Source organism: Pseudomonas sp. C6002 (assembly GCF_013385805.1).
GTDB lineage: Bacteria > Pseudomonadota > Gammaproteobacteria > Pseudomonadales > Pseudomonadaceae > Aquipseudomonas.
This window is the reverse complement of sequence record NZ_JACAPH010000008.1, coordinates 21029-41675: the sequence shown is the minus strand read 5'-3', so window position 1 is coordinate 41675 and position 20647 is coordinate 21029. Positions and strand designations below refer to the sequence as shown.

The window sequence follows — 20647 nt, the reverse complement described above, 5'->3', positions numbered from 1 at the left end:
TGCCTGCGATAGCGGTGGTGACTGACACACCGCTATCGCAGGCAAGCCAGCTCCCACATTTGATCTTCATTGTTGCGAATAGTGTGTTTCGGCGTTATTCCAGCATCTTGCCCAGCAACCAACTGCCGGCCGGGCCGGGCGGATGCTGGCGTGACCACAACGCGTCCACCGCCACCGAGCGCGGCCAGCCCCGGGCCTTGATTTCACACAGGTGGTCGCCGCCAAACCGCTCCACCAGCCAGCGCGGCAGCGGTGCCCAGCCAAAACTCAGCTGCGCCATTTCCATCAGCATCAGGTAACTGGGCGCTGACCACACTCGGCCCAGGCCGCGGGTTTCATTCGGGTTGATGATGCTCGCCAGGCGCAGTTCGCGGTGTTGTTCCAGGGTTTGCTGGTCGATGTCCGCAAGGTTCGCCAGCGGATGTCTGGGTGAGACAAACAGCGCGATTTCCGTGCGCTCTTCCACGGTGGTGCTGGTGAGGTCCGGCGGGTAAACCTCCTGCATCTCGATAAACGCAATCTGCGCCCGGCCACTTTGCACCAAGGCGATCAAGTCTTCGCATTCGGCGATCAGGCATTCCAGCTCCAGGTCCGGGTAGCGCTGCTCGAAGGCGCTGAGGGCGGTTTCGAAACGGTCCGACTGGTACGTATCGGACATCGCGATACTCAACTTCGGCTCCAACCCCTGGGACAACTGGCTGGCCGCCAACTCCAGGCGGCTGCTGGCTTCCAGCACCTGCTCGGCGCGTTGCAGCAGCACGTGCCCGGCCGGGGTCAGCGTGGGCTTGCGGCTGCTGCGATCAAACAGCACCACATCCAGGTCAATCTCCAGGCTGGCCACCGCCGCGCTGACGGTGGACTGGCTCTTGCCCAGCTTGCGCGCCGCCGCTGAAAACGAACCGTGGGTCGCCGCCTGCACAAACGCCTGAAGCACTTCGTGGGATGCCATGACTATCGCCTTGATCGATGGTTACTGGTTATGAAGTATCGAGTCAAAGGGTAATGATGGCAACCATCGTCACTCACGGAGAACGGGTCATGACACCCACCAAGTCGATTACTGAACGCGTTTGGCAGGCCATTGGTTTTGAAGGTTTGGCCTTGTTGATCTGTACACCGCTGCTGGCGTGGATCATGGATAAACCGGCCCTGGAGATGGGCGTCGTGACCTTGGCCATCAGCCTTATGGCACTGGCCTGGAACGTGATTTTCAACGGCCTGTTCGACCGTCTCAAGGCGCGCCTGCAACTGTCTGGCGGGGTGTGGACCCGCGTGCTGCATGCGTTGATGTTTGAAGGCGGGCTGGTGGCGATCTGTGTGCCGTTGATTGCCTGGTGGCTGAACATCAGCCTGATGCAGGCGTTTATCCTCGACATCGGCGTGTTGCTGTTTTTCCTGCCGTACACCTATGTGTATCACTGGGCGTATGACGCCGCGCGGGAGCGGATCCTGCAGAAACGGATGCGCACCGCGTAGGAGTCCGGCTTGCCGGCGATGGCGATTTTGGATACGTCATCGCCGGCAAGCCAGCTCCTACAGGGGTTGTAGGGCGGCCACAAAATCGAGGAACGCCCGCACCTTGGCCGCTGGCAAGTGCCGCGACGGGTAGAAGGCATACAACGGGAAGCGCTCGTCGGGCCAGTCGGGAAACAACTCGATCAACGCGCCGGATTCCAGCGCCGGTGCCAGCCCAAGGTCGAGCATTTGCGCCACGGCATGGCCGTGTTCGCACACGCTGTACAAGGTCCCTGCATCGTTGACCACCAGCCGCCCGCTGGTGGCGATGTTGACCTGCTCGCCCGGTCGGTGGAATTCCCAGCCAAACGGCCGGCCGGTCTGGGAGTCGCGAAAGTCGATGCACACGTGCTGGCCGTCTTCCAGGTCCTTGGGGTGTGAAGGGCGACCATGCCGCTCGAGATAAGCTGGCGAGGCCAACGTCAGCACCCGCACTTCCATCAACTTGCGGGCGATCAGCGAGGACGATTGCGGAATGCCAAAACGGATGGCCAAATCAAAGCCATCCGCCACCAGGTCCCCGAGTTGATCCCGTGTGTGCAGGTCCAACTGCAGCTGCGGGTATTGGCTCATGAATTCACCCAGCACCGGCCCCAGCACCAGCCGCGAAAAGTACGGGTCGATGTTCACCCGCAACCGCCCGCGAACCGTCAGGGCGCTGTCGCCCGCCGAGCTGGCGGCTTCTTCCAGGCCGGCCAGCAGGGGGGCGATTTCCTGGTAGAAACGCCGGCCCTCGTCGGTCAATTGCACCGAGCGGGTAGTGCGGTCGAACAGGCGGATGCCCAAGCGTTTTTCCAGCCGCGAAATAGCCCGGCTGACCCCCGAAGGCGTCATCTCCAGGCTGTCGGCGGCGCGGGCGAAACTGCCGCTGTCGACCACGGCGGCCAGTACGCCCATGCCGCCGGCCAGTCCAGGATCAAAACTCATGGATGATTGCCTGTCAGGTATCCGAAAGCATTGATGCTAGCGGAGAATCCGAGCGCGTTACAGAAACATCCCGCCCGAGGCCTCGACCCGTTGCCCGGTGATCCAGTTGCTGCCGTCGGCCAGCAGGGTGGAAATCGCTCCGCCAATGTCATCCGGCAAGCCCGCGCGACCGAGGGCGGTGTTGTTGGCGACCATCGCGTTCACGTCCGGATTGTCGCGCACCACGCCGCCGCTGAAGTCGGTGGCAATCGCGCCGGGGGCCAGGGTGTTCACGGTGATGCCACGGGCACCCAGTTCCTTGGCCTGGTAGCGGGTCAGCACTTCCACCGCGCCTTTCATCGAGGCGTAGGCCGAATAACCCGGCAGGCTGAAGCGCGCGAGGCCGCTTGAGATATTGATGATGCGGCCACCGTCACTGATCAGCGGCAGCAGTTTCTGGGTCAGGAAAAACGGGCCCTTGAAGTGGATCGCCACCAGTTGGTCGAACTGCGCTTCGGTGGTGTCGGCGAAGCTGGCGTGGGCGCCGATCCCGGCGTTGTTGATCAGGAAGTTGAAGTGCGCCTGGCCGAACACGTCTTTCAATACCGAGCCGACCTGAGCGGTGAACGCCTCGAAGGTGGAACTCTGGCTGACGTCCAGTTGCAGCATGGCCGCCTTGCCGCCCAGCGCTTCGACTTGGGCGACCACGGCCTGGGCTTCGTCCGCCGCGCTGTTGTAGGTACCGATAATGTCGACGCCTTGTGCCGCCAGGTGCAGCGCAGCGCTTTTGCCCAGGCCGCGGCTGGCGCCGGTGATGAGTGCGATTTTACGGGTCATGGTGAAGTCCTCGGGGCGTGTGATGGTTCGTGGGACTGAGTGTATTTGTCCGGCCATAACGTGATAAACAGAGCTATACCGGAATCACTGGCCGGATAAGGCGAACAATCCCATGAACAAACTAGAGTTGCTGCGTACCTTCGTGCGCGTTGCCGAACTGTCGAGTTTCACCCAGGCGGGCGAGAGCCTGGGCTTGCCGCGCTCCACGGTTTCCGAGCATGTGCAGGCACTGGAAGAGTTGCTGGGCGCGCGCCTGTTGCAGCGCACCACGCGCAAGGTCCAGGCGACCCAGGACGGGCGCGTGCTGTATGAGCGCAGCAAGGATTTGCTGTCGCACATGGAAGAGCTGGAAGGCTTGTTTCGCCAGGATGAAGCGCAGCTGGCGGGGCGCATTCGGGTGGACATGCCCAATGTCATGGCCCGGGAATTGATCCTGCCGCGCCTGCCGGAGTTCATGGACCTGCACCCGCTGATCGAGCTGGAAATCAGCAGCACCGACCGCCAGGTTGATTTGCTGGCGGAAGGTTTCGACTGCGTCTTGCGCGTCGGTGCGCAGCCGGACCAGTCGGTGGTAGCCCGATTGTTGTGCAGCATGCCGATGATCAACTGCGCCAGTGCTGCGTACCTGAAGCGCCACGGCGTACCCAGGACGCTCGCTGATTTGGCTCACCATCAACTGGTGCATTACGTACGCCCGCTGGGCTCACGTTCCCCAGGGTTTGAATACGTACAAGGCAACAAGGTGCAGCGGATTCCCATGGCCGGGCGCGTCACGGTCAACAGCACCGACGCTTACCGGGCGGCGTGCATCGGTGGCTTTGGCCTGACCCAAGTGCCCGCCCTGGGCATTCACGATCAACTGGCCAGCGGCGAGTTGGTGGCGGTGCTGCCGGACTATCCGGCGCCGGCACTGGACGTGTCACTGCTGTACGCCGGCCAACGGCATTTGCCGCTGCGGGTGCGGGTGTTCATGGATTGGCTGGCCGCCACCTTGCAGGCTGCTTTCAACGCCGGGCAGACAACTGCTGCGGCGCCAGGAATGCATCATGGAAGTAATCCCGAAACGCCTGCATCGCCGGCGTGAAATCGCGCTCGCGGTGCCAGGCCAGGCCGACGCTCATGGGCGTGACCTTGTCGGTGACGCTCACGGTTTCGATGCGTTTGCCTTCCAGTGACCACGGGCGATGCACCAGGTCTGACAAGATCGCCACGCCGCTGCCGTTGGCGACCATGCTGCGCACTGCCTCCACCGAACTGGTGCGCAGCCGCACCGTGGGGGTTTGCCCGGCCTGTTCCCAGTAGCGCATGGCGCTTTGTTCGGCTTCGTCGACGGTGAGGAAAATGTACGGCTCCCTGGCCACATCGGCGAGGCTCACGGCGGGGCGTTCGCACAACGGGTGATGGCTGGGCAGCCACAGGCGGCGTTCGGAGTTGAAGAGGATTTCCGAGACGATGTCCGCGTGGGTGAGGTTGGCGGTGAGCACCACGGCCATGTCGAACTGGCCGTTGAGCAGGCCGTGTTCGATGGCCTGGCGTTCCTGTTCGAAGACCTCGATGGTCACGTCCGGGTGCCAGTGTTCCATGCGCTGCAAGTGGTGCGGCAGGAAGTAACCGAGCACGGTGTAGCTGGCGGCCACCCGCAATACGCCGCTGGCGCGGTAGTCCGGCAGCGGGCTGTTCAGGGCATCGTCGACGCTGCGCACAATCACATACGCCCGGTTGAGGAAATGCCGCCCGGCGTCGGTCAGGCTCATGCCCTGGGCCGAGCGCACGAATAGCTGCGCGCCGAGCATCGCTTCCAGCTCCTTGATCGCGGTGGTCACCGCCGATTGGGAGATGTTCAGGTGAATCGCTGCCTGGGAGATCTGGCCGATTTCGGCGGTGGCGACGAAGTAGCGGATTTGGCGCAGGGTCAGGGACATTGGTTTCTCCGCTCGTTCCCACGCTCTGCGTGGGAACGCATCCTGTGACGCTCCGCGTCACGATTTTAAAAGCGGACGCAGAGCGTCCAGGGCGGCATTCCCGCGCGGAGCGTGGGAACGATCAGTATCGTGTATCTGATTTTCAGAAGATGGGCCATCTGATAATAGATCTTCCCAAGGGGTCAAGGGGCAGCCTAATTTCCATCGCAAGAACTTCAACGGAGCGACCCCGATGCAGGCAGTGGATTTCAATTCGGACATGGGCGAAGGCTTCGGCCCCTGGACCATCGGCGACGGCGTCGACAGCGAACTGATGGCCTACATCAGCTCGGCCAACATCGCCACCGGCTTTCACGCCGGCGACCCGGGCACCATGCGCCGTACCGTCGAACGCGCCAAGCAGTTGGGCGTGGCGATTGGCGCGCACCCGGGTTTTCGCGACCTCGTAGGTTTCGGCCGACGCCATATCAACGCCCCGGCCCAGGAGCTGGTGGACGACATGCTCTATCAACTCGGCGCCCTGCGGGAAATCGCCCGGGTGCAGGGCCTGACGCTGCAACACATCAAGCCCCACGGCGCGCTGTACATGCATCTGGCGCGGGACGAAGAAGCGGCGCGGCTGTTGGTGGAAAACCTGCAACGGCTGGAGCCCACGCTGTTGCTGTACTGCATGCCCAACTCGGTGATCTGGCGCATTGCCAAAGAACTCGGCCAGCCGGTGGTGCGGGAGTTTTATGCCGACCGTGAGTACGATCTCACGGGCTCCATCGTGTTTACCCGCAATGTGCGGGCGCTGGATCCGGCAACGGTTGCGGCGCGTGTCCTGCGTGCCTGCCAGACCGGCCTGGTGCGCACGGTTGAAGGCGAAGACCTGTTTATCGAATTTGATTCCATTTGCCTGCACAGCGACACCCCCGGCGCCCTTGAACTGGTGGAAGCCACCCGTGAAGCGCTGGATCAGGCGGGCATCGAAGTACGCACACCCCGCTGACCGACACCGGTGCCCAGACACCGGGTCTGACTGATTTTTTGCCTGCCTTTCTACAATGATTCCAAGAGGAACAGACATGGCTGAATCTTCCCCGATCCGCTACAGCTTTGGCGGTGATGAACACCTGTTTGCCGAGGTCAGCGAGAGCATGTCCCTGGAGGCTTTCTTCAAGGGCATGGCCGTCACCCGTGCGGTGGAACGCCTGGCCCTGGACGGTGTGCTGGACGTCTGCCTGGCAAATGCCTCGTTCCAGATTCGTTTCGACCCGGACCGCATCGCGCCCCACGTGTTGCTCGACGCGGTACAAAGCGCCGAAGCCCAGGCCGTGGCCGAACGCACCTTGCACACCCGCATCATCGAAATCCCGGTGCTGTACAACGACCCCTGGACCCATGAAACCCTGATGCGCTTTCGCGACCGTCATCAGGACCCGACCGGTACCGACCTGGAATACGCAGCGCGGATCAACGGCCTGGCGGATGTGGACGCGTTTATCGCGGCCCACAGTGGCGCGCCGTGGTTTGTCTCGATGGTGGGGTTTGTGGCGGGCTTGCCATTCATGTTCCAGATGGTGGAGCGCGAGCGGCAGTTGCAGGTGCCCAAGTACCTGCGCCCACGCACCGACACGCCGAAATTGACCCTCGGCCATGGCGGCTGCTTTGGCTGTATCTATTCGGTACGCGGCGCCGGCGGTTACCAGATGTTCGGCGTCACCCCGGCGCCGATCTACGACCCGCAACAGCAACTGGCTTACCTGAAAGAGCACATGGTGTTCTTCCGCCCCGGCGACATCGTGCAGTTCAAACCCATGGACCGCGACGCCTATGACCTGGCCGTGGCAGAAGTGGACGCAGGGCGCTTCGACCTGCGCATCCGCCCGGTGGAGTTTTCCCTCGACGCCTTTCTCGCCGACCCCATCGGCTACCCGAAAACCTTGCAGGAGGCGCTGGCATGATCAAGGTACTCAAACCCGGCCTCGCCACCTCCGTGCAGGATCTTGGCCGCGAAGGTTATTACCACCTCGGCATCCCGCCATCCGGCGCCCTGGACCAATACGCGTTGAGCGCGGCCAACCACCTGGTGGGCAACCCCATCGGCGCTGCCGGGCTGGAATGCACGTTGATCGGGCCGGAGCTGGAGTTTCAGCAGGATGCCCTGGTGGCGTTGTGCGGGGCGCTGATGTCGCCGCGCCTGGACGGCGTAGTGGTGCATCAGGACACCGCGTTTGAAGTGCGGGCCGGGCAAGTGCTGCGCTTTGAATTTCCCAGGGCCGGCGCGCGGACTTACCTGGCGGTGGCCGGTGGCATCGATGTGCCGCTGGTGTTGGGCAGTCGCTCGACTTACACCCTCGGCGCATTGGGCGGGTTTCAGGGGCGGCGGCTGGTGGAGGGTGATGAACTGCCCGTGGGCGAAGCCAGCGGCAAAGGCCGGGCGGGGAACAGTTTGCCCATGGCGTTGCGCCAATCGGTGGGTGGGGACGTGACCCTGCGGGTGGTGCCGGGGCTGTATTACGAGCGACTGACGCCCGCCGCCAAAAGCAGCTTTTTTGCCGAGCCCTGGACGGTGGGGTCGGAGGCCGACCGCATCGGCTATCGCTTCAAGGGCGGCAATGCCTTGAGCTTTCAGCCACGCGAACAACCGTTTGGCGCCGGGTCCGATCCGTCGAACATCGTCGACAGTTGCTACCCCATCGGCTCGATCCAGGTGCCGGCGGGCCTGGAGCCTATTGTGCTGCACCGGGACGCGGTGTCGGGCGGGGGCTACGCGATGATTGGCACGGTGATCAGTGCCGACCTGGATCTGATCGGGCAGATGCAACCGAACCAGCGGGCGGGGTTTGTGGCGGTGACGCTGGAGGAAGCGTTGGAGGCGCGGCGGGTGTACAAGAAGCGGTTGAAGCTGATGGGCGGGTTGTTTAGCACCTGAACTCACCACTGAACCCAATGTGGGAGCGGGCTTGCTCGCGAAAGCGGAGTGTCAGTCAATAAGTCTGTGACTGAGCCACCGCATTCGCGAGCAAGCCCGCTCCCACATTTTTATCGGGTTGTGTCAGAACAATTGGGTGAATAGCCAGTACAGGCTACCCGATAACAGAATCGCCGCCGGCAAGGTCAGCACCCAGGCCATCAGCAAGTTGCGGATGGTCTTCATCTGCAAGCCACCGCCGTTCGCCACCATGGTCCCGGCCACACCCGACGACAACACATGGGTGGTGGACACCGGCAAGCCATACATGTCTGCCGCGCCGATGGTCAGCATCGCCACCATCTCGGCGGATGCGCCCTGGGCGTAGGTCAGGTGGGTCTTGCCGATCTTCTCGCCCACGGTCACCACGATACGTTTCCAGCCGACCATGGTGCCGAGCCCGAGGGCGATGGCCACGGCGATCTTGACCCACAGCGGGATAAACCGTGTGGCGTTGTCGATCTGTTGCTTGAACAGTTGCAGCTTGTTCTGGGTGTCGGCATCGAAGTTGCCGACCTTGCCCTTGTCCATCAGGCGGATGGTTTCGCTGGTCAGGTACATGTCGTTACGCACGTTGCCCACGGCCTCGGCCGGAACGGCGGCGAGGGAGCCGTAGCTCTTCACTTCCTCACCGATATGCCCGGTGATGGCGGCCAGGGCGGGCACCAGTTCCGGGGTGACTTCCTTGGTGCGTACGTAGGTCGACAAGGTGCCGCGAGAGTCGGCGGGGGCCAGTTGCGGCGCCGCTTTTACCAGGGCGGCCTGGGTGACTTCGGCCACCGCGGCAAACTGCAACGACTCACCGGCCGGCATGGTGCGGTTCAACGCGTAGGCCATCGGCAGGGTGCCCACCAGGATCAACATGATCAGGCCCATGCCCTTCTGGCCATCGTTGGAACCATGGGCGAACGACACGCCGGTGCAGGTGGCGATCAGCATGCCGCGAATCCACCACGGCGGCGGGGTGTCGCCTTTCGGCGCTTTGTACAGCGAGCGATTTTTCACGAAGGCCCGCAGCGCCAGCAACAGCAGGGCGGCGAAGGCGAAGCCGATCAGCGGCGACAGCAGCAACGCATAACCGATCTTGATCGCCTGGCCCCAGTCCACACCGCTGGTGCCGTCGCGGCCATGCATCAGTGCGTTGGCCACGCCCACGCCGATGATCGAGCCGATCAAGGTGTGGGACGACGACGCCGGCAACCCCAGCCACCAGGTGCCGAGGTTCCACAGGATCGCGGCGATCAACAGCGCGAAGATCATCGCAAAGCCGGCGGAGGAGCCGACCTGCAAAATCAGCTCTACCGGCAGCAGGGCGATGATGCCGAACGCCACCGCGCCGCTGGATAGCAGCACGCCGAGGAAGTTGAAAAAGCCCGACCACACCACCGCGAAATGCGGTGGCAATGAGTTGGTGTAAATCACCGTGGCCACCGCGTTGGCGGTGTCGTGGAAGCCGTTGACGAACTCGAAGCCCAGGGCGATCAACAGCGCCACGCCCAGCAGCAGGAACGGCGTCCAGGTGGTGACCACCGTGCCCAGCTCGTGCATGTCGTGCATCAGGCTGTAGGCGGTGAACAACAGGCCCATGGCGAGTACGGCGAAGAAAATGATCACCGTCACCAGGCCGGGTTTTTTGTCCAGGCGCGGTTTGGGATCGTTGGAGACGGAGGCGGTGGAGGCGGTCAGCGAAGGGGTTGCCATGCCGGAACATCCAGTGTTGAGGGAGGATATCCGTCATGATCGTTGCAGAATGTTACAGAGATGCTGCGGCAAATCAGTGTTTAGGGAATTGAAGTTGCCGCTGGTCTATAAAACACCGTCGATCAAATGTGGAGCTGGCTTGCCTGCGATAGCGGTGTATCAGTCACCACCACTATCGCAGGCAAGCCAGCTCCCACACTTGATCGCATTTCAAATTCAATAATCCTTGCGCTTGCGAAACGCCCAGCGTCCGGCAATCAGGGTAAACGTTGCCACCAGCGCCACCAGAATCCAGAAGCCTTCCGGGTCTGTGGAGAGCGGTACGCCACCAACGTTCATGCCAAAAAAACCGGCAATGATGTTGATCGGCAACGCCAGCACCGTGACCACGGTCAGGGTGAACAACGTGCGGTTGCTCTGTTCGTTGAGGTTGGCGGCGATCTCTTCCTGCAGCAGCTTGATGCGCTCACCCAACGCCATCAGGTCGTTGATGATCAGCGCAAACTCCTCGGTGGATTTGCGCAGCTCTTTCACGTCTTCCTTCTGCAGCCACTGAGGCGGACGATTGAGCAGCCGCAGCAACGAGCCCGGCTCCAGCGCCAGCAACCGTTGCAGGCGCACCAGCACCCGGCGCGCGGCACCCAGTTCGGCGCGGTTGGTGGACAGGCGTGACGACAGCAACTGGTCCTCGATCTGGTCGACGCTGAGGCTGGTCTTGCGCACGATCTGTGTCAGCACCTCGCCCTGGTCTCGCAGCAAATGCACCAACAGTTCCAGCGGCGAGCGAAAGTGTTCACCGGCCTTAACCGACGAGCGCAGCTTGTCCACCGAATGCAGCGGTTGCAGGCGCGCGCTGATCAGCAGCCGACTGCGGGCGCACACCCATAAGGTGGAAATGTCTGAAGACACCATGCTGCTGAAGTTGAAGACCACGTCGTTGACCACCGCCAGCAAGGCCGAGTCCACGTGTTCGATGCGGGTGGAGCGTGAGCCTTCGTGCAAGGCTTCGAAGAATTCTTCCGGCAGGTTCAGGTGCGCCTGCATCCAGCGCTCACAGGCGGCGTGGGCCAGGTTCAAATGCAGCCAGAGAAATTCGTTGGGGTCTCCGGGTTGCTGCAAGGCCGCAAGGGCAGTGGCTGAATCTATCTGTTCGCCCTTTTCACCGGGGCGGAAACGAAAACCGTAGAGCAAGCCAAACAGGTCTGAGTCCTGGTGGCTGTGGTCGATGCTGTGGTTCATGGAGGCTCGCAGGGAAAGTGCCTGTAGGAAATTTCACAGGTTCACTTGAGCGCATCATGGCAACAGGATTTGACGGTTTTGTGACGGTTTGAGGTGGCCGTCAATCGCCTGCGGGCAAACTGAAGCTGAACACCGTGCCGCCCTGCTCGCTGGAAGACACTTCCAGCCGCCCGCCATGGGCGTCGGCAATCTGTTTGACGATGTACAACCCCAGGCCCAGCCCGGCCTGGGGCAAGGCGCCCGTCGGTCGGGAGTAGGGCTGGAACAGCAGCGGCATGGCTTGCTCACTGATTAGCCCAAGGTTTTTCACCGTTAACTCAAACGTGCCGGCGTTGACCTGTGCACTGACTTCAACCGGCCCTTGCGGATTGCCGTGGCTGATGGCGTTGGCGACCAGGTTGGAGAGCAATTGCGCGAGCCGCTCGCGGTCGCCTTTCACACCCTTGAGATTGCTGATGCGGGCGTGAATCAGCCGCTTTGGATGGACGTGCTGCACCTCTTCCACCACATGCTGCAAAGTGTCTTCAAGCCCAGTGCATTCACTGATGTTCACCGGGATGCCGCTGCCCATTCGCCCGCGGGCAAAGTCCAGTACGTCCTCCACCAGTTGCGAGGCGCGGCGACCGCTGGCCAGCATGTGCCGCACCAGGGTGTCGGTGGCCGGGTCCGGGTGTTTGCGCAGCAGGCGTTCGGCGCCGACGTTGATGGCGAACAGCGGGTTGCGCAGGTCGTGGCCGAGCACGGCGATGAATTGTTCGCGCAGTTCGGCGGTTTCCCGCTCCTGCTGCAGGTCGGCTTCGGTCTGCTGGAGGCTTTCTTCGGCTTCGATCTGCAGCGACAGCACCCGGGCAAACGACTCCATGGTCGACTGGATGGTGCTGCTGCGCAGTTGCGCCGGGTTCGGGTCCAGGGCACAGATGGTGCCGAAGAAACGCCCGTCGGTGCGGAACACCGGCACCGAGATGTAGCTTTCAAAGTGGTAGATGCGCGGCGTGTGGTGGTCGCGATACAGCGGGTCTTCGCTGGCTTTGTCGATCACGATCGAGACGTGGGAGTCGCGTATTTCGTGGCACAGGGTGGTGGTCAGGTCCAGCTCGCCACCCACGGGCAGGCCAAAGTCCAGTTGGTCGCGCACGGCGCAGGCGGTCCAGGAATCGTCGGTGACCCGGGCCACGGCCGCAAAACGCAAGCCGGTCATCTCGCTGACTACCTGGAGAATCGCCGGGACGGCGCTGATTCTGCCAATGGTGGCAATGTCGACGGCTTTTTGCCCCATGGCGAACGGTTCCGGTCCTGATGCTGCTGGCGTTGTGCCTTGGCTGATGGTTGGGATTCTAGCGAGCTTGGCGGCGTAAGGTACAAATTCGTTCACGCTAATTAGACTAATTGCTCTTCTGGGCGACGAGCGCGCATAAAAAAGCCGCGCGGCCCGAAGGCGGCGCGGCGTTTTTGCGGTTCAACTCAAGTGTCTTGCTTGTTTTCCAGGACTTCGCCGGTCTTGGCATCCAGCTTCACGTCCCACTTCACGTTGCTGGTGTCACGCAGTTCGGTCTCGTAGACCAGGCGGCCGGCTTTGTCTTCCAGTTCGGTGTCAACGATGGTGGCGCCTTTGTGCTGGGCCACGGCCTTGGCGTTGAGCTTTTCAAAATCCATCACGGCACCGGACTTGAGCAGGCTCGGAATCTGGTCCGGGCGAACATCGGCCTGGGCCAAACCGGCGGTAAGGGTCAAGGCGGCAGCAGCGAACAGAGCGGTCAGGTTTTTCATGGTGTGATCCTTTGGGGTGAGCTGTTTAAGTGGGATCAGGTTAACCAGCGCAACTTAACTCACCCTTAAGATTGCGCCGTTTGTTCAATCGGCGGCGAGTGCGGGGTTTCATGCTGGCGTCTCACTTACGGGAGGCACAGATGAAACAGTTAATGGCCTGGGTGTATGCGCCCTTGTTCTGGGCGGGGTTTATCGGGTGGGCGCTGTGGCTGGTGCAGAGGGATGCGCTGCAGTGGCTGGGGCTGGTATTTGTTCTGGCGGTGGCGGTGTCGTTTATCGCCGAGTGGTGGTTGCCCTATGAGCCGCAGTGGAATCGCAACCAGGGTGATCGTCGTCGCGACTTGATTCACGCGTTGGTCAATGAGGGCCTCAATGCGGCGGGCTTGTTGATCTTGCCGGTGCTGACCGCGCTGTTGGCCGTCGACGGTGTATGGCCGCGGGCGTGGCCGCTCTGGGCGCAATTGCTGCTGGCGATCTTCATTGCCGATGCGGGCATCACCCTGATGCATTACGCCAGCCACCGAGTCGCTGCCTTGTGGCGCCTGCACGCGGTGCACCACAGCGTGCAACGGCTGTATGGCTTCAATGGCTTGATGAAGCATCCGTTGCACCAGATGCTGGAAGCCACGGCCGGGTTGGCGCCGTTGATCCTGCTGGGCATTCCCACGGAGGTGGCGCTGCTGCTGGCCCTGGCGATTGCCGTGCAGCTGCTGTTGCAGCATTCCAATGTCGACATGCGCCTGGGGCCGCTGCGCTGGGTGTTCGCCTGGGCGCCGGTGCATCGTTTTCATCACATGAAATATGGCCGGGCTGGGGATGTGAATTTCGGCTTGTTTTTCAATCTGTGGGATTGGCTGTTGGGCACGGCGTTTTACAGCCATGACTATCGAATGGGGCAGGGCGACTTGGGGATTGGCAGCCGGCCGGATTTTCCGCGGGAGTATGTGGCGCAGTTGCGCGATCCGTTCAGGACGGTGCAATTGAGCAAGGAGCCGCCGGTTCCCGCGGGTCTAGTCCAGGATTCGTACGTGCAGGTTGCGCAACGACGCCCCGGCCGTGACGCCGAATAGTTGTTTCATGGTCCGGGAAAAATGCGCCGAATCGGCGAACCCGGCGCCATGGGCAGCCTCGGTCAGGGTGCTGCCGCCGAGCGCCAGTCCCAGCGCCACTCGCAAGCGCCGCCACAACACCAGGCGACGTACCGGCAAACCCAGTTGGTTGGCGAACAAACGTTCCAGCTGGCTTAACGAAACGTGCGCCGCCTGTGCCAGGGCTTGGGCCGAGACCTTGCCACTCAGTTGCTGATCCAGCGCCGACAGCGCGCGCTCCACCCTGGCATCTTCCAGTGCGCGTCTCGGCAATTGGCGCAGCGTGCGCTCGAGTGCTTCCAGGGACCGTTCACTGTCGGCCAGGGCGGCCTGCAAGGGGGCGATATCAAAGGCGCCGGGTTCGGCATACACCATCAATACCTCACCATGGGTTTGGAGGATGGCGTGGGGCATTCTGGACGGGATAAACAGGCGATGGGCCGTGATGGCACGGCCATCGAGGCTGGCCGTGACCGGCCCGCCCGCGGAGAACATCAGCTGATGGGCATAGTGTGCATGGGGCGCGGTGCGCCCCGGTGTGCCCTGGATCAGCCCGTAGTCAGGCCCCAGCCACAGGCGACCTGACCATTCGGGGCTCACTCAGTAACCGTTGTCCTGCAGCAGGTCGGCCACACTCGAGGACGGCCAGCGCTTGTAGTACTTCAGCAGTTCGGCAGCGCGGTTGGTGAAGATGCCATCGACGCCGGCTTTCATGACCTTGTCGAAGTCCACCGGCTCATCCACGGTGTACACGTGCACCAGCAAGCCCTTGTCGTGGGTCAACTGGTTCATCTCGGGTTTGACCAGGTCGGAGTAGCTCTGGTCGCCCAGGTTGGTCAGCTGTGCCGAAGGGCCGGTACCGATGGCGCCCAGGCTCTTGGCCTCGTCGATCCATTTTTCGAACTCGGCGGCGTCCTTCGGCTCCTGCTTGGCGTAGTAGGCGGCTTTGCTCGGCTCGCCGGACTCGGCGAAGGGCACCTTGGATTTCGGTTCGATGCTGCCTTCACCTATCCACAACAGCAGGATTTTCGGGGTGTTGGGCATCTCTTTTTGCAGTTCTTTCAGGCTGTCTTTCTCAAAGGTTTGCAGCACCACGCGGCCCTTGCCCTGGCCGACGCCGATGTTTTTCTGGGCCTGGTTGGAGCCGGTGGAACTCAACCAGCCTTTATCCAGCAGCTTGTTCTTCAGGTCGGCCTCGATGCCCGGGAATTGCTTCGGCTCCTTGGTTTCGATGTACAGGCCGGGTTTGTGCTGCGGGTTGCCTTCGGCGATCTTGATGATTTCGTCCAGGCTGAGGATTTTCAGGCCGACGAAGCCCGGGCGGGCACGGTCCGGGTAGGCGGCGTTGAACCAGCTGCCGGCGTCCAGGGTTTTAAGCTCGGCCCAGGTGAATTCGTTGGCCGGGCTGTCCTTGCGCTCCGGGAACTTGGTGGCGACGTCGGTGGTGCGTTGCAGGTTGTTGTCATGCAGGGCGAATAGCACGCCGTCCTTGCTGCGCTGCAGGTCCATTTCCAAGTAGTCGGCACCCAGGTCGCGCGCGACTTTGTAGGCGGCGGCGGTGGATTCCGGTGCATCGAAGGAGGCGCCACGGTGGGCAATCACGGCGGGGTGCGGAATGCCTTCGTTGGTGGCCAATTCGATAGGGCTGATCGGGCTTGCCGCCTGTGCGTGGCCAAGGCCCAGCATCAGGGCCAGCAGCAGGGCACTCTTGGTAAACGTGACAGGCATATGCGAAGTCCTTTCGTGGAGGTAACTTTGAGAAGGGCTCCTTTTTAACAATTGCTTGCGAATGGCGCTATCACCAAACCGACATTAACGTGTTCACCGGCCATTTTTCTGCACTTTTGTGCGGTGCGATGCAGTACTCTTGCCTTGAATTGCCCCATCAGAGGGCAGATTTTCCTGCCACGCGTGTAAACCATCTTTCCAGTCCAAGTAGGACTTTTCAGTGAGGTTTACCATGCGCATCACCTCCGAGCTTATCTGCCAGGCCGCCGACCAACTCCAGGGTTTTGTCGGCCTGAACCGCAAGACTGGCCAGTACATCGTCCGTTTCAGCGAAGACTCCTTCGGCATGGACGTGGCCGATGACGGCATCATCCCAACCGCCGAGTTTGTCTGGCTGCCGGTCGACGGGCAGGCCATGACCTTGTCCCGCGAGCGGATCCAGTTGTTGCTGGACCAGAACATCGACGATCGCATCAACATCACGGAACCGCTGCGGGTGTACATGCGTCGGGTGGAGATTCCACAGATCAGTGCGGTGCGCAGTCTGGTCAGTTGAGTGCCGCATAGCCCTGCGGCTGGAGCGCTTTTTGTGGCTTGGGAGCTTGCTGTGGCTTGGGAGCTTGCTCCCGCTGGAGTGCGCAGCGCTCCCAAGATTTTGGGGCCGCTTCGCAGCCCAGCGGGAGCAAGCTCCCTCACTACAGCAAGCGCCCTCACCACAGAGCCTCCCTTGTCCACATTAAGTGTTTTACACGGGCTGAGGTTTCAGCGCTCGAACGCGTAAGACCGCTCCACCTTGCACACCCGCGTATGGCACGCCAAGTACCAGGTGGCGCGGCCCTGTTCGCGCACCTCAGTGTGTTCGGCGTGCTGCTTCCAGGCCAGGATCTCCGCTTCGCTGCTCCAGTAGGACACCGTGATGCCCAGCCCGTCGTCCCCGCGCGCCGATTCCACGCCAAGAAACCCGGGTTGTTGCCGGGCCAGTTCCAGCATGCGGTCGGCGGCTTGTCCGTAACCGTTGTCACCTTCAGTGCGCAATGAACTGAACACCACGGCGTAGTACGGCGGTTTGGGTGTCTTGGCGATCATGCGCAGGCCTTCAGCAGCGCAATGGCCAACGGCGGGGTGACGCCTTTAAGCGCCGCACGTTCCGGCTGGAACAGGGTGGCGACAAAAAACGGATGGCCCAGCAACTCCACCGCCCGCAGGTCGCCCGCCGAGTCATGGCCGCTGGCAATCAGGTCGGCTTCCAGCAATGCGCTTTCGAACGCTGGATTGATGCCATAGCGGCAACGGTAGCCTTCATGGATATCGAGGGTGGCGTAGGCCTCGGCGATGCGGGTATAGGCCATCAAGCGGATGGTGTCGGTCGCTTCCACCAGCGCACAGGTCAGGGGCGTGAGTACTGCACGGGGCGAATCGGGAGCCAGTTCGCCGTGTTCTGCGTCGGCCCAGCCCGGCACGTTGCGGGCATATTCCAGCACCGCGTGTTGAAAACCGCCGCAGGTGCCGAGGAAAGGGCGCCGCTGTTCACGGGCATAACGGATGGCCAGCAGGGCGCCGTCCAGATCACGGTAAGGGCTGGCGGGGACGCACCAGAAGCCGTCGTAGTGCTGCAGTTGTTCGGTGGATTTGATCGTGTCGGTGGCCAGCCAGTCGAACCGCACCGTCAGGCCCAGCGCCGCGCCGGCCTGTTGCAACGCCAGGGGAATGGCCTGGTGGGCGGTGACCTGTGCATCGTAGTCGCCGATCAGGGCCAGGTGCAGGGTGGTTTTATTCATCGAGGGTATCCGTGGCTTGTTGAGTCCTGGCGCTCACTATAGATTGGCGCTCACGCAATCAATATTGGCGTTAACACACATGTTCAATGCAGCGGTGCACTATCAGATCGACTACCCCGACCTTTCCCTGATCCTCGCCCTGGTGCGCGGCGGCACGCTCGCGCGGGCGGCGGCGTTGCTGCGGGTGGATGTGTCTACGGTGTTTCGCGCGGTGCGGCGGCTGGAGACGGCGCTGGGCCAGACGCTGTTCGAAAAGAGCCGCGCCGGCTACCTGCCCACCACCTTGGCCACCACCCTCGCCGAGCAGGCCGAACGTGCCGAACAGGCGCTGGAGGCAGCACGTGTGGGAGTGGAGCAGGGCGGTGAAGTGATCAGCGGCACGGTGCGCCTGACGTGCACGGACTCGGTATTGCAGTCACTGTTGCTGCCGGCCCTGGCGCAGTTCATGCCGGGCTACCCGGCGTTGACCCTGGAGCTGAGCACGTCCAATGACTTCGCCAACCTCAGTCGCCGCGATGCGGATATCGCCCTGCGCCTGACCAAGGCACCGCCCGAGCATCTGGTAGGACGTTGCCTGGGCACGGTGTCGTATCGGGTGTGCGCCAGTGCCGACTATGCCCGCCAGCATGCGGGGGAGGAACTGGCGGCCCTGAACTGGATCGCGCCGGATGACTTCCTGCCGGATCACCCCACCGTCACCTGGCGGCGCCAGCACTTGCCGGGAGTGATGCCGGCCTATCGATGCAACAGCATGGTTTCGGTAACCGAGCTGGTGCGCGCGGGACTCGGCGTGGCCGCGTTGCCGGATTACCTGCTGGGCGCGGACCTGCAACCGTTGAGCCCGCCGCTGGTGGGGCACGACACCGCCCTGTGGCTGCTGACGCGCCCCGATTGCCGGGCCTTGCGCTCGGTGGTGACGTTATTTGATCAGTTGGGCCAGCATGTGCGCTTGCCGGTGAGATAACTGTGGGAGCTGGCTTGCCTGCGATACAGGCGCTGTGGTGCATCAGGCATACCGCAGTGATGCAATCGCAGGCAAGCCAGCTCCCACACGGGATGTGTGGCAGGGTCAGGTCTTGCGCACGAATTGGTCGTGCATTTCGCTGGTCAGCCCTTCGATGCGTTCGGTCAGTTGTTTGGTCATCTCGGTGAGCTTGGTGTTCTGCTCCAACAGTTCCAGCAGTTGCTTGGTGGTCTGCGCCGCCTGGGCCTGGCGTTCGGTGTTGGCCACGGCCAGGGCTTCGCGGTGCTGGGCGTCGGCGTCGGATTGGGCCTTGTCCCGTGCGGCCTGGCGGGTCTGGGCGAGCAAAATCAAGGGGGCGGCATAGGCCGATTGCAGGCTGAACGCCAGGTTCAAGAGGATGAACGGGTAGACGTCAAAGTGCGTGATGCCGGTCATGTTGAGCACGACCCACAGAATCACGATTGCCGTTTGCGCCCCCAGGAACGTCGGGGTGCCAAAGAAGCGCGCGAAGGCTTCGGCTTTCAACGCAAAGGTGTCGTTGCCAAAGGTCGGCGCGAGATGGGCGTGTTTACGATGAAAGCGCAGGTGGTCAACGTTGGCTTCAGGTTTATCCGGGGTCATGGCGGGCTCGAATCCGTGGCGTAAGACAAGCCACCACTATAGACCGAGCCCTCGGCCTGGCACATGAAGAAGCCTGTCGCTTACCTGTTGCCCCGTTCATTGGCAAACGCACTCACAGCCTGCACCGCCTCGCTGGCGCCTTCGCGAATCTGCAGGATCACCGTGCCGGCCTGGTTGGCCAGGTCCACGCCCTGGGCGGCGCGGTCGCGGGTACCGTCCATGCTGTCGATGGCCTGGCGGGTTTCGGTCTGGATCATCTCGATCATCGACGAAATCTCGGCCGTTGAACCGCTGGTGCGCGCCGCCAATTGCCGCACTTCATCGGCCACCACCGCAAAGCCACGCCCTTGTTCGCCGGCGCGTGCGGCTTCGATGGCAGCGTTCAATGCCAGCAGGTTGGTCTGGTCGGCAATCCCGCGAATGGTGTTGACGATGGCGGTGATCTGCTGCGAACGCTCGCCCAGCTTGGCGATCAGCGCGGAAGAACCGTCGATATTGGCGGCAATCTCACGCATGCCGGTGGCGGTCTGCTGGATCACCTCGGCGCCTTTTTCGGCGATGTCCCGGGTTTGCAGCGAGATGTGATAAGCCTGGGTGGCGCTTTGCGCGTCGGCCGCGTGTTTCTCCACCATGGCCGTGACGTCGGAGGCGTATTTCACCACCTTGCACAGGCGCCCGCTGGCGTCGTACACCGGGTTGTAGTTGGCTTCCAGCCACACCACCTGGCCGTTTTTGTCGATGCGTTCGAACTGGCCGTTGAACAGCTCACCCTGGTTCAGCCGTCGCCAGAAATCGCTGTAGGCGCTGCTGTTGGCCAGCTCCGGTGTGCAGAACATGCGGTGATGCTTGCCCTGCACCTGCGCCAGGTTGTAGCCCATGCGCTGCAGGAAATTCTGGTTGGCGCTGATGATGGTGCCGTCGAGGTTGAACTCGATCACCGCCATGGCGCGGTCGATGGCCTGCAACTTGGCGTTGGCTTCACTCTCGGCCTGCATTTTCGGGGTGACGTCCATGGCGTACTTCACCACTTTCACCACGCTGCCGGACTCGTCGCGCACCGGGTTGTAGCTGGCCTCCAGCCAGATCGGCTGGCCGCCGCTGGTCACCCGTTCGAAGGTCCCGGACTGGAATTGGCCGTTGCGCAATTGCGTCCACAGTTGGCCGTACTCGGCGCTGCGGGCAAAGGCCGGGGTGCAGAACAGGCGGTGGGACTGGCCCACGACTTGGTCGGCGGTGTAGCCCATGGCCTTGAGGAAATTCTCGTTGGCCCGCAGGACTGTGCCTTGCAGATCAAATTCAATCACCGCCATGGAGCGGTCGATGGCGTCGAGAAGGCTGGCTTGCTGGGCAAGGGTGGCTTGCAGGGTACTGATGGTTTTTTTATGGGCGTTGAATAGCATGGTCGTGTGCTCGGGGGAAGCAAGCGTCAGGGGTATCCATGGGGGCGCCTGCCACCGTAAGGCCTGGCCATACGGCAAACGTGCTCATTGCCAGCTTCCTTGTGCTGGCAGCGGGGTGGAACAGCGGGTTCTGAGTCGTATGGCCGGCAAGAAGTTCTATGCCAGTCGACCAATGGCGGCATTATGCTATCGGTCGGCGACGGGCGCGTTTAATTCAGACGAGAT

Annotated in this window: 22 protein-coding genes; 8 read left to right on the top strand and 14 right to left on the bottom strand. The window is 62.3% G+C overall.

What is annotated here, in order from left to right:
• Positions 1 to 94: 94 nt before the first annotated feature.
• A complete protein-coding gene (locus tag HX817_RS03440; protein WP_177039798.1) occupies positions 95 to 949 on the bottom strand; it encodes a LysR family transcriptional regulator in 855 nt (284 codons plus the stop codon).
• Positions 950 to 1038: 89 nt separating this feature from the next.
• On the opposite strand from HX817_RS03440, the gene HX817_RS03435 reads away from it, so the two are divergent.
• Positions 1039 to 1476, top strand: coding sequence for a multidrug/biocide efflux PACE transporter (locus HX817_RS03435; protein WP_177039797.1), 438 nt, complete (start codon positions 1039 to 1041; stop codon positions 1474 to 1476).
• Positions 1477 to 1533: 57 nt separating this feature from the next.
• On the opposite strand, the gene HX817_RS03430 is transcribed toward HX817_RS03435, so the two are convergent.
• Both HX817_RS03430 and HX817_RS03425 read right to left on the bottom strand, forming a co-directional pair.
• Entirely contained in the window at positions 1534 to 2442 is a 909-nt protein-coding gene (locus tag HX817_RS03430) for a LysR family transcriptional regulator (RefSeq protein ID WP_177039796.1), read from the bottom strand.
• A 57-nt stretch (positions 2443 to 2499) separates the two neighbouring features.
• Positions 2500 to 3258, bottom strand: a complete 759-nt coding sequence (locus HX817_RS03425; RefSeq protein ID WP_003211435.1) for an SDR family NAD(P)-dependent oxidoreductase — start codon at positions 3256 to 3258, stop codon at positions 2500 to 2502.
• A 112-nt stretch (positions 3259 to 3370) separates the two neighbouring features.
• On the opposite strand from HX817_RS03425, the gene HX817_RS03420 reads away from it, so the two are divergent.
• Positions 3371 to 4342 carry a LysR family transcriptional regulator gene (locus tag HX817_RS03420; protein WP_008432970.1) on the top strand — a complete coding sequence of 324 codons (972 nt, stop codon included), beginning with the start codon at positions 3371 to 3373 and terminating at the stop codon, positions 4340 to 4342.
• Here the strand turns inward: HX817_RS03420 and HX817_RS03415 are convergent.
• Positions 4263 to 5180 (bottom strand): LysR family transcriptional regulator, encoded by a 918-nt coding sequence (locus HX817_RS03415; RefSeq protein ID WP_177019369.1) that lies wholly within the window; start codon positions 5178 to 5180, stop codon positions 4263 to 4265. The two genes, HX817_RS03420 and HX817_RS03415, sit on opposite strands and share 80 nt — an antisense overlap.
• A gap of 232 nt (positions 5181 to 5412) precedes the next feature.
• Between HX817_RS03415 and HX817_RS03410 the strand changes: the two genes are divergently transcribed.
• The 3 genes from HX817_RS03410 (at position 5413) to HX817_RS03400 (ending at position 8097) form a co-directional block, all read left to right on the top strand.
• Entirely contained in the window at positions 5413 to 6171 is a 759-nt protein-coding gene (locus HX817_RS03410; protein WP_003211441.1) for a 5-oxoprolinase subunit PxpA, read from the top strand.
• Positions 6172 to 6247: 76 nt separating this feature from the next.
• On the top strand, positions 6248 to 7126 hold the full coding sequence (locus HX817_RS03405) for an allophanate hydrolase subunit 1 (protein WP_008432967.1): 879 nt from the start codon (positions 6248 to 6250) through the stop codon (positions 7124 to 7126).
• Positions 7123 to 8097: a biotin-dependent carboxyltransferase family protein gene (locus HX817_RS03400; protein ID WP_177022225.1), complete on the top strand. Its 975-nt coding sequence runs from the start codon at positions 7123 to 7125 to the stop codon at positions 8095 to 8097. The genes HX817_RS03405 and HX817_RS03400 overlap by 4 nt, the downstream gene beginning before the upstream one ends.
• Before the next feature lie 123 nt (positions 8098 to 8220).
• Here the strand turns inward: HX817_RS03400 and HX817_RS03395 are convergent, their stop codons facing one another.
• The 4 genes from HX817_RS03395 to HX817_RS03380 form a co-directional block, all read right to left on the bottom strand.
• Complete coding sequence (locus HX817_RS03395; protein ID WP_177039795.1) at positions 8221 to 9837, bottom strand: inorganic phosphate transporter; 1617 nt, start codon at positions 9835 to 9837, stop codon at positions 8221 to 8223.
• 216 nt (positions 9838 to 10053) lie between these two features.
• Positions 10054 to 11076 (bottom strand): transporter, encoded by a 1023-nt coding sequence (locus HX817_RS03390; protein WP_102369741.1) that lies wholly within the window; start codon positions 11074 to 11076, stop codon positions 10054 to 10056.
• Between the two features lie 100 nt (positions 11077 to 11176).
• Positions 11177 to 12352 carry a GAF domain-containing sensor histidine kinase gene (locus HX817_RS03385; RefSeq protein WP_177039794.1) on the bottom strand — a complete coding sequence of 392 codons (1176 nt, stop codon included), beginning with the start codon at positions 12350 to 12352 and terminating at the stop codon, positions 11177 to 11179.
• 185 nt (positions 12353 to 12537) lie between these two features.
• Positions 12538 to 12843 (bottom strand): PepSY domain-containing protein, encoded by a 306-nt coding sequence (locus tag HX817_RS03380; protein WP_003211453.1) that lies wholly within the window; start codon positions 12841 to 12843, stop codon positions 12538 to 12540.
• A 140-nt stretch (positions 12844 to 12983) separates the two neighbouring features.
• Here HX817_RS03380 and HX817_RS03375 point away from each other — a divergent pair, with 140 nt between their 5' ends.
• Positions 12984 to 13913 carry a sterol desaturase family protein gene (locus tag HX817_RS03375; protein WP_177027665.1) on the top strand — a complete coding sequence of 310 codons (930 nt, stop codon included), beginning with the start codon at positions 12984 to 12986 and terminating at the stop codon, positions 13911 to 13913.
• Here HX817_RS03375 and HX817_RS03370 read toward each other — a convergent pair.
• Together HX817_RS03370 and HX817_RS03365 are read right to left on the bottom strand one after the other, a co-directional pair.
• Positions 13854 to 14531, bottom strand: a complete 678-nt coding sequence (locus tag HX817_RS03370; RefSeq protein ID WP_177039793.1) for a helix-turn-helix domain-containing protein — start codon at positions 14529 to 14531, stop codon at positions 13854 to 13856. The genes HX817_RS03375 and HX817_RS03370 overlap by 60 nt on opposite strands.
• The gene (locus HX817_RS03365) at positions 14532 to 15659 is read right to left on the bottom strand and encodes a glycerophosphodiester phosphodiesterase (protein ID WP_177039792.1); all 1128 of its coding nucleotides are present in this window, start codon (positions 15657 to 15659) and stop codon (positions 14532 to 14534) included.
• Between the two features lie 232 nt (positions 15660 to 15891).
• Between HX817_RS03365 and HX817_RS03360 the strand changes: the two genes are divergently transcribed.
• Positions 15892 to 16215 carry a DUF2025 family protein gene (locus tag HX817_RS03360; protein ID WP_008432956.1) on the top strand — a complete coding sequence of 108 codons (324 nt, stop codon included), beginning with the start codon at positions 15892 to 15894 and terminating at the stop codon, positions 16213 to 16215.
• 206 nt (positions 16216 to 16421) lie between these two features.
• Here the strand turns inward: HX817_RS03360 and HX817_RS03355 are convergent, their stop codons facing one another.
• A complete protein-coding gene (locus HX817_RS03355) occupies positions 16422 to 16745 on the bottom strand; it encodes an antibiotic biosynthesis monooxygenase (protein ID WP_134327189.1) in 324 nt (107 codons plus the stop codon).
• Positions 16742 to 17437, bottom strand: a complete 696-nt coding sequence (locus tag HX817_RS03350; RefSeq protein WP_177039791.1) for a CTP synthase — start codon at positions 17435 to 17437, stop codon at positions 16742 to 16744. Before HX817_RS03350 ends, HX817_RS03355 begins: the two co-directional genes overlap by 4 nt.
• Before the next feature lie 79 nt (positions 17438 to 17516).
• Here HX817_RS03350 and HX817_RS03345 point away from each other — a divergent pair, with 79 nt between their 5' ends.
• Positions 17517 to 18401, top strand: coding sequence for a LysR family transcriptional regulator (locus tag HX817_RS03345; protein WP_087693145.1), 885 nt, complete (start codon positions 17517 to 17519; stop codon positions 18399 to 18401).
• Positions 18402 to 18506: 105 nt separating this feature from the next.
• Here HX817_RS03345 and HX817_RS03340 read toward each other — a convergent pair whose 3' ends face one another.
• Positions 18507 to 19022: a DUF1003 domain-containing protein gene (locus HX817_RS03340; RefSeq protein ID WP_003211469.1), complete on the bottom strand. Its 516-nt coding sequence runs from the start codon at positions 19020 to 19022 to the stop codon at positions 18507 to 18509.
• 80 nt (positions 19023 to 19102) lie between these two features.
• Positions 19103 to 20422 carry a PAS domain-containing methyl-accepting chemotaxis protein gene (locus tag HX817_RS03335; protein WP_177008446.1) on the bottom strand — a complete coding sequence of 440 codons (1320 nt, stop codon included), beginning with the start codon at positions 20420 to 20422 and terminating at the stop codon, positions 19103 to 19105.
• Between the last annotated feature and the right edge of the window lie 225 nt (positions 20423 to 20647).

Excerpts from the sequence above, each read along its gene's own strand:
- HX817_RS03440 (WP_177039798.1), bottom strand. The coding sequence starts at position 949 with ATGGCATCCCACGAAGTGCTTCAGGCGTTTGTGCAGGCGGCGACCCAC.
- HX817_RS03435 (WP_177039797.1), top strand. The coding sequence starts at position 1,039 with ATGACACCCACCAAGTCGATTACTGAACGCGTTTGGCAGGCCATTGGT.
- HX817_RS03430 (WP_177039796.1), bottom strand. The coding sequence starts at position 2,442 with ATGAGTTTTGATCCTGGACTGGCCGGCGGCATGGGCGTACTGGCCGCC.
- HX817_RS03425 (WP_003211435.1), bottom strand. The coding sequence starts at position 3,258 with ATGACCCGTAAAATCGCACTCATCACCGGCGCCAGCCGCGGCCTGGGC.
- HX817_RS03420 (WP_008432970.1), top strand. The coding sequence starts at position 3,371 with ATGAACAAACTAGAGTTGCTGCGTACCTTCGTGCGCGTTGCCGAACTG.
- HX817_RS03415 (WP_177019369.1), bottom strand. The coding sequence starts at position 5,180 with ATGTCCCTGACCCTGCGCCAAATCCGCTACTTCGTCGCCACCGCCGAA.
- HX817_RS03410 (WP_003211441.1), top strand. The coding sequence starts at position 5,413 with ATGCAGGCAGTGGATTTCAATTCGGACATGGGCGAAGGCTTCGGCCCC.
- HX817_RS03405 (WP_008432967.1), top strand. The coding sequence starts at position 6,248 with ATGGCTGAATCTTCCCCGATCCGCTACAGCTTTGGCGGTGATGAACAC.
- HX817_RS03400 (WP_177022225.1), top strand. The coding sequence starts at position 7,123 with ATGATCAAGGTACTCAAACCCGGCCTCGCCACCTCCGTGCAGGATCTT.
- HX817_RS03395 (WP_177039795.1), bottom strand. The coding sequence starts at position 9,837 with ATGGCAACCCCTTCGCTGACCGCCTCCACCGCCTCCGTCTCCAACGAT.
- HX817_RS03390 (WP_102369741.1), bottom strand. The coding sequence starts at position 11,076 with ATGAACCACAGCATCGACCACAGCCACCAGGACTCAGACCTGTTTGGC.
- HX817_RS03385 (WP_177039794.1), bottom strand. The coding sequence starts at position 12,352 with ATGGGGCAAAAAGCCGTCGACATTGCCACCATTGGCAGAATCAGCGCC.
- HX817_RS03380 (WP_003211453.1), bottom strand. The coding sequence starts at position 12,843 with ATGAAAAACCTGACCGCTCTGTTCGCTGCTGCCGCCTTGACCCTTACC.
- HX817_RS03375 (WP_177027665.1), top strand. The coding sequence starts at position 12,984 with ATGAAACAGTTAATGGCCTGGGTGTATGCGCCCTTGTTCTGGGCGGGG.
- HX817_RS03365 (WP_177039792.1), bottom strand. The coding sequence starts at position 15,659 with ATGCCTGTCACGTTTACCAAGAGTGCCCTGCTGCTGGCCCTGATGCTG.
- HX817_RS03360 (WP_008432956.1), top strand. The coding sequence starts at position 15,892 with ATGCGCATCACCTCCGAGCTTATCTGCCAGGCCGCCGACCAACTCCAG.
- HX817_RS03355 (WP_134327189.1), bottom strand. The coding sequence starts at position 16,745 with ATGATCGCCAAGACACCCAAACCGCCGTACTACGCCGTGGTGTTCAGT.
- HX817_RS03350 (WP_177039791.1), bottom strand. The coding sequence starts at position 17,437 with ATGAATAAAACCACCCTGCACCTGGCCCTGATCGGCGACTACGATGCA.
- HX817_RS03345 (WP_087693145.1), top strand. The coding sequence starts at position 17,517 with ATGTTCAATGCAGCGGTGCACTATCAGATCGACTACCCCGACCTTTCC.
- HX817_RS03340 (WP_003211469.1), bottom strand. The coding sequence starts at position 19,022 with ATGACCCCGGATAAACCTGAAGCCAACGTTGACCACCTGCGCTTTCAT.
- HX817_RS03335 (WP_177008446.1), bottom strand. The coding sequence starts at position 20,422 with ATGCTATTCAACGCCCATAAAAAAACCATCAGTACCCTGCAAGCCACC.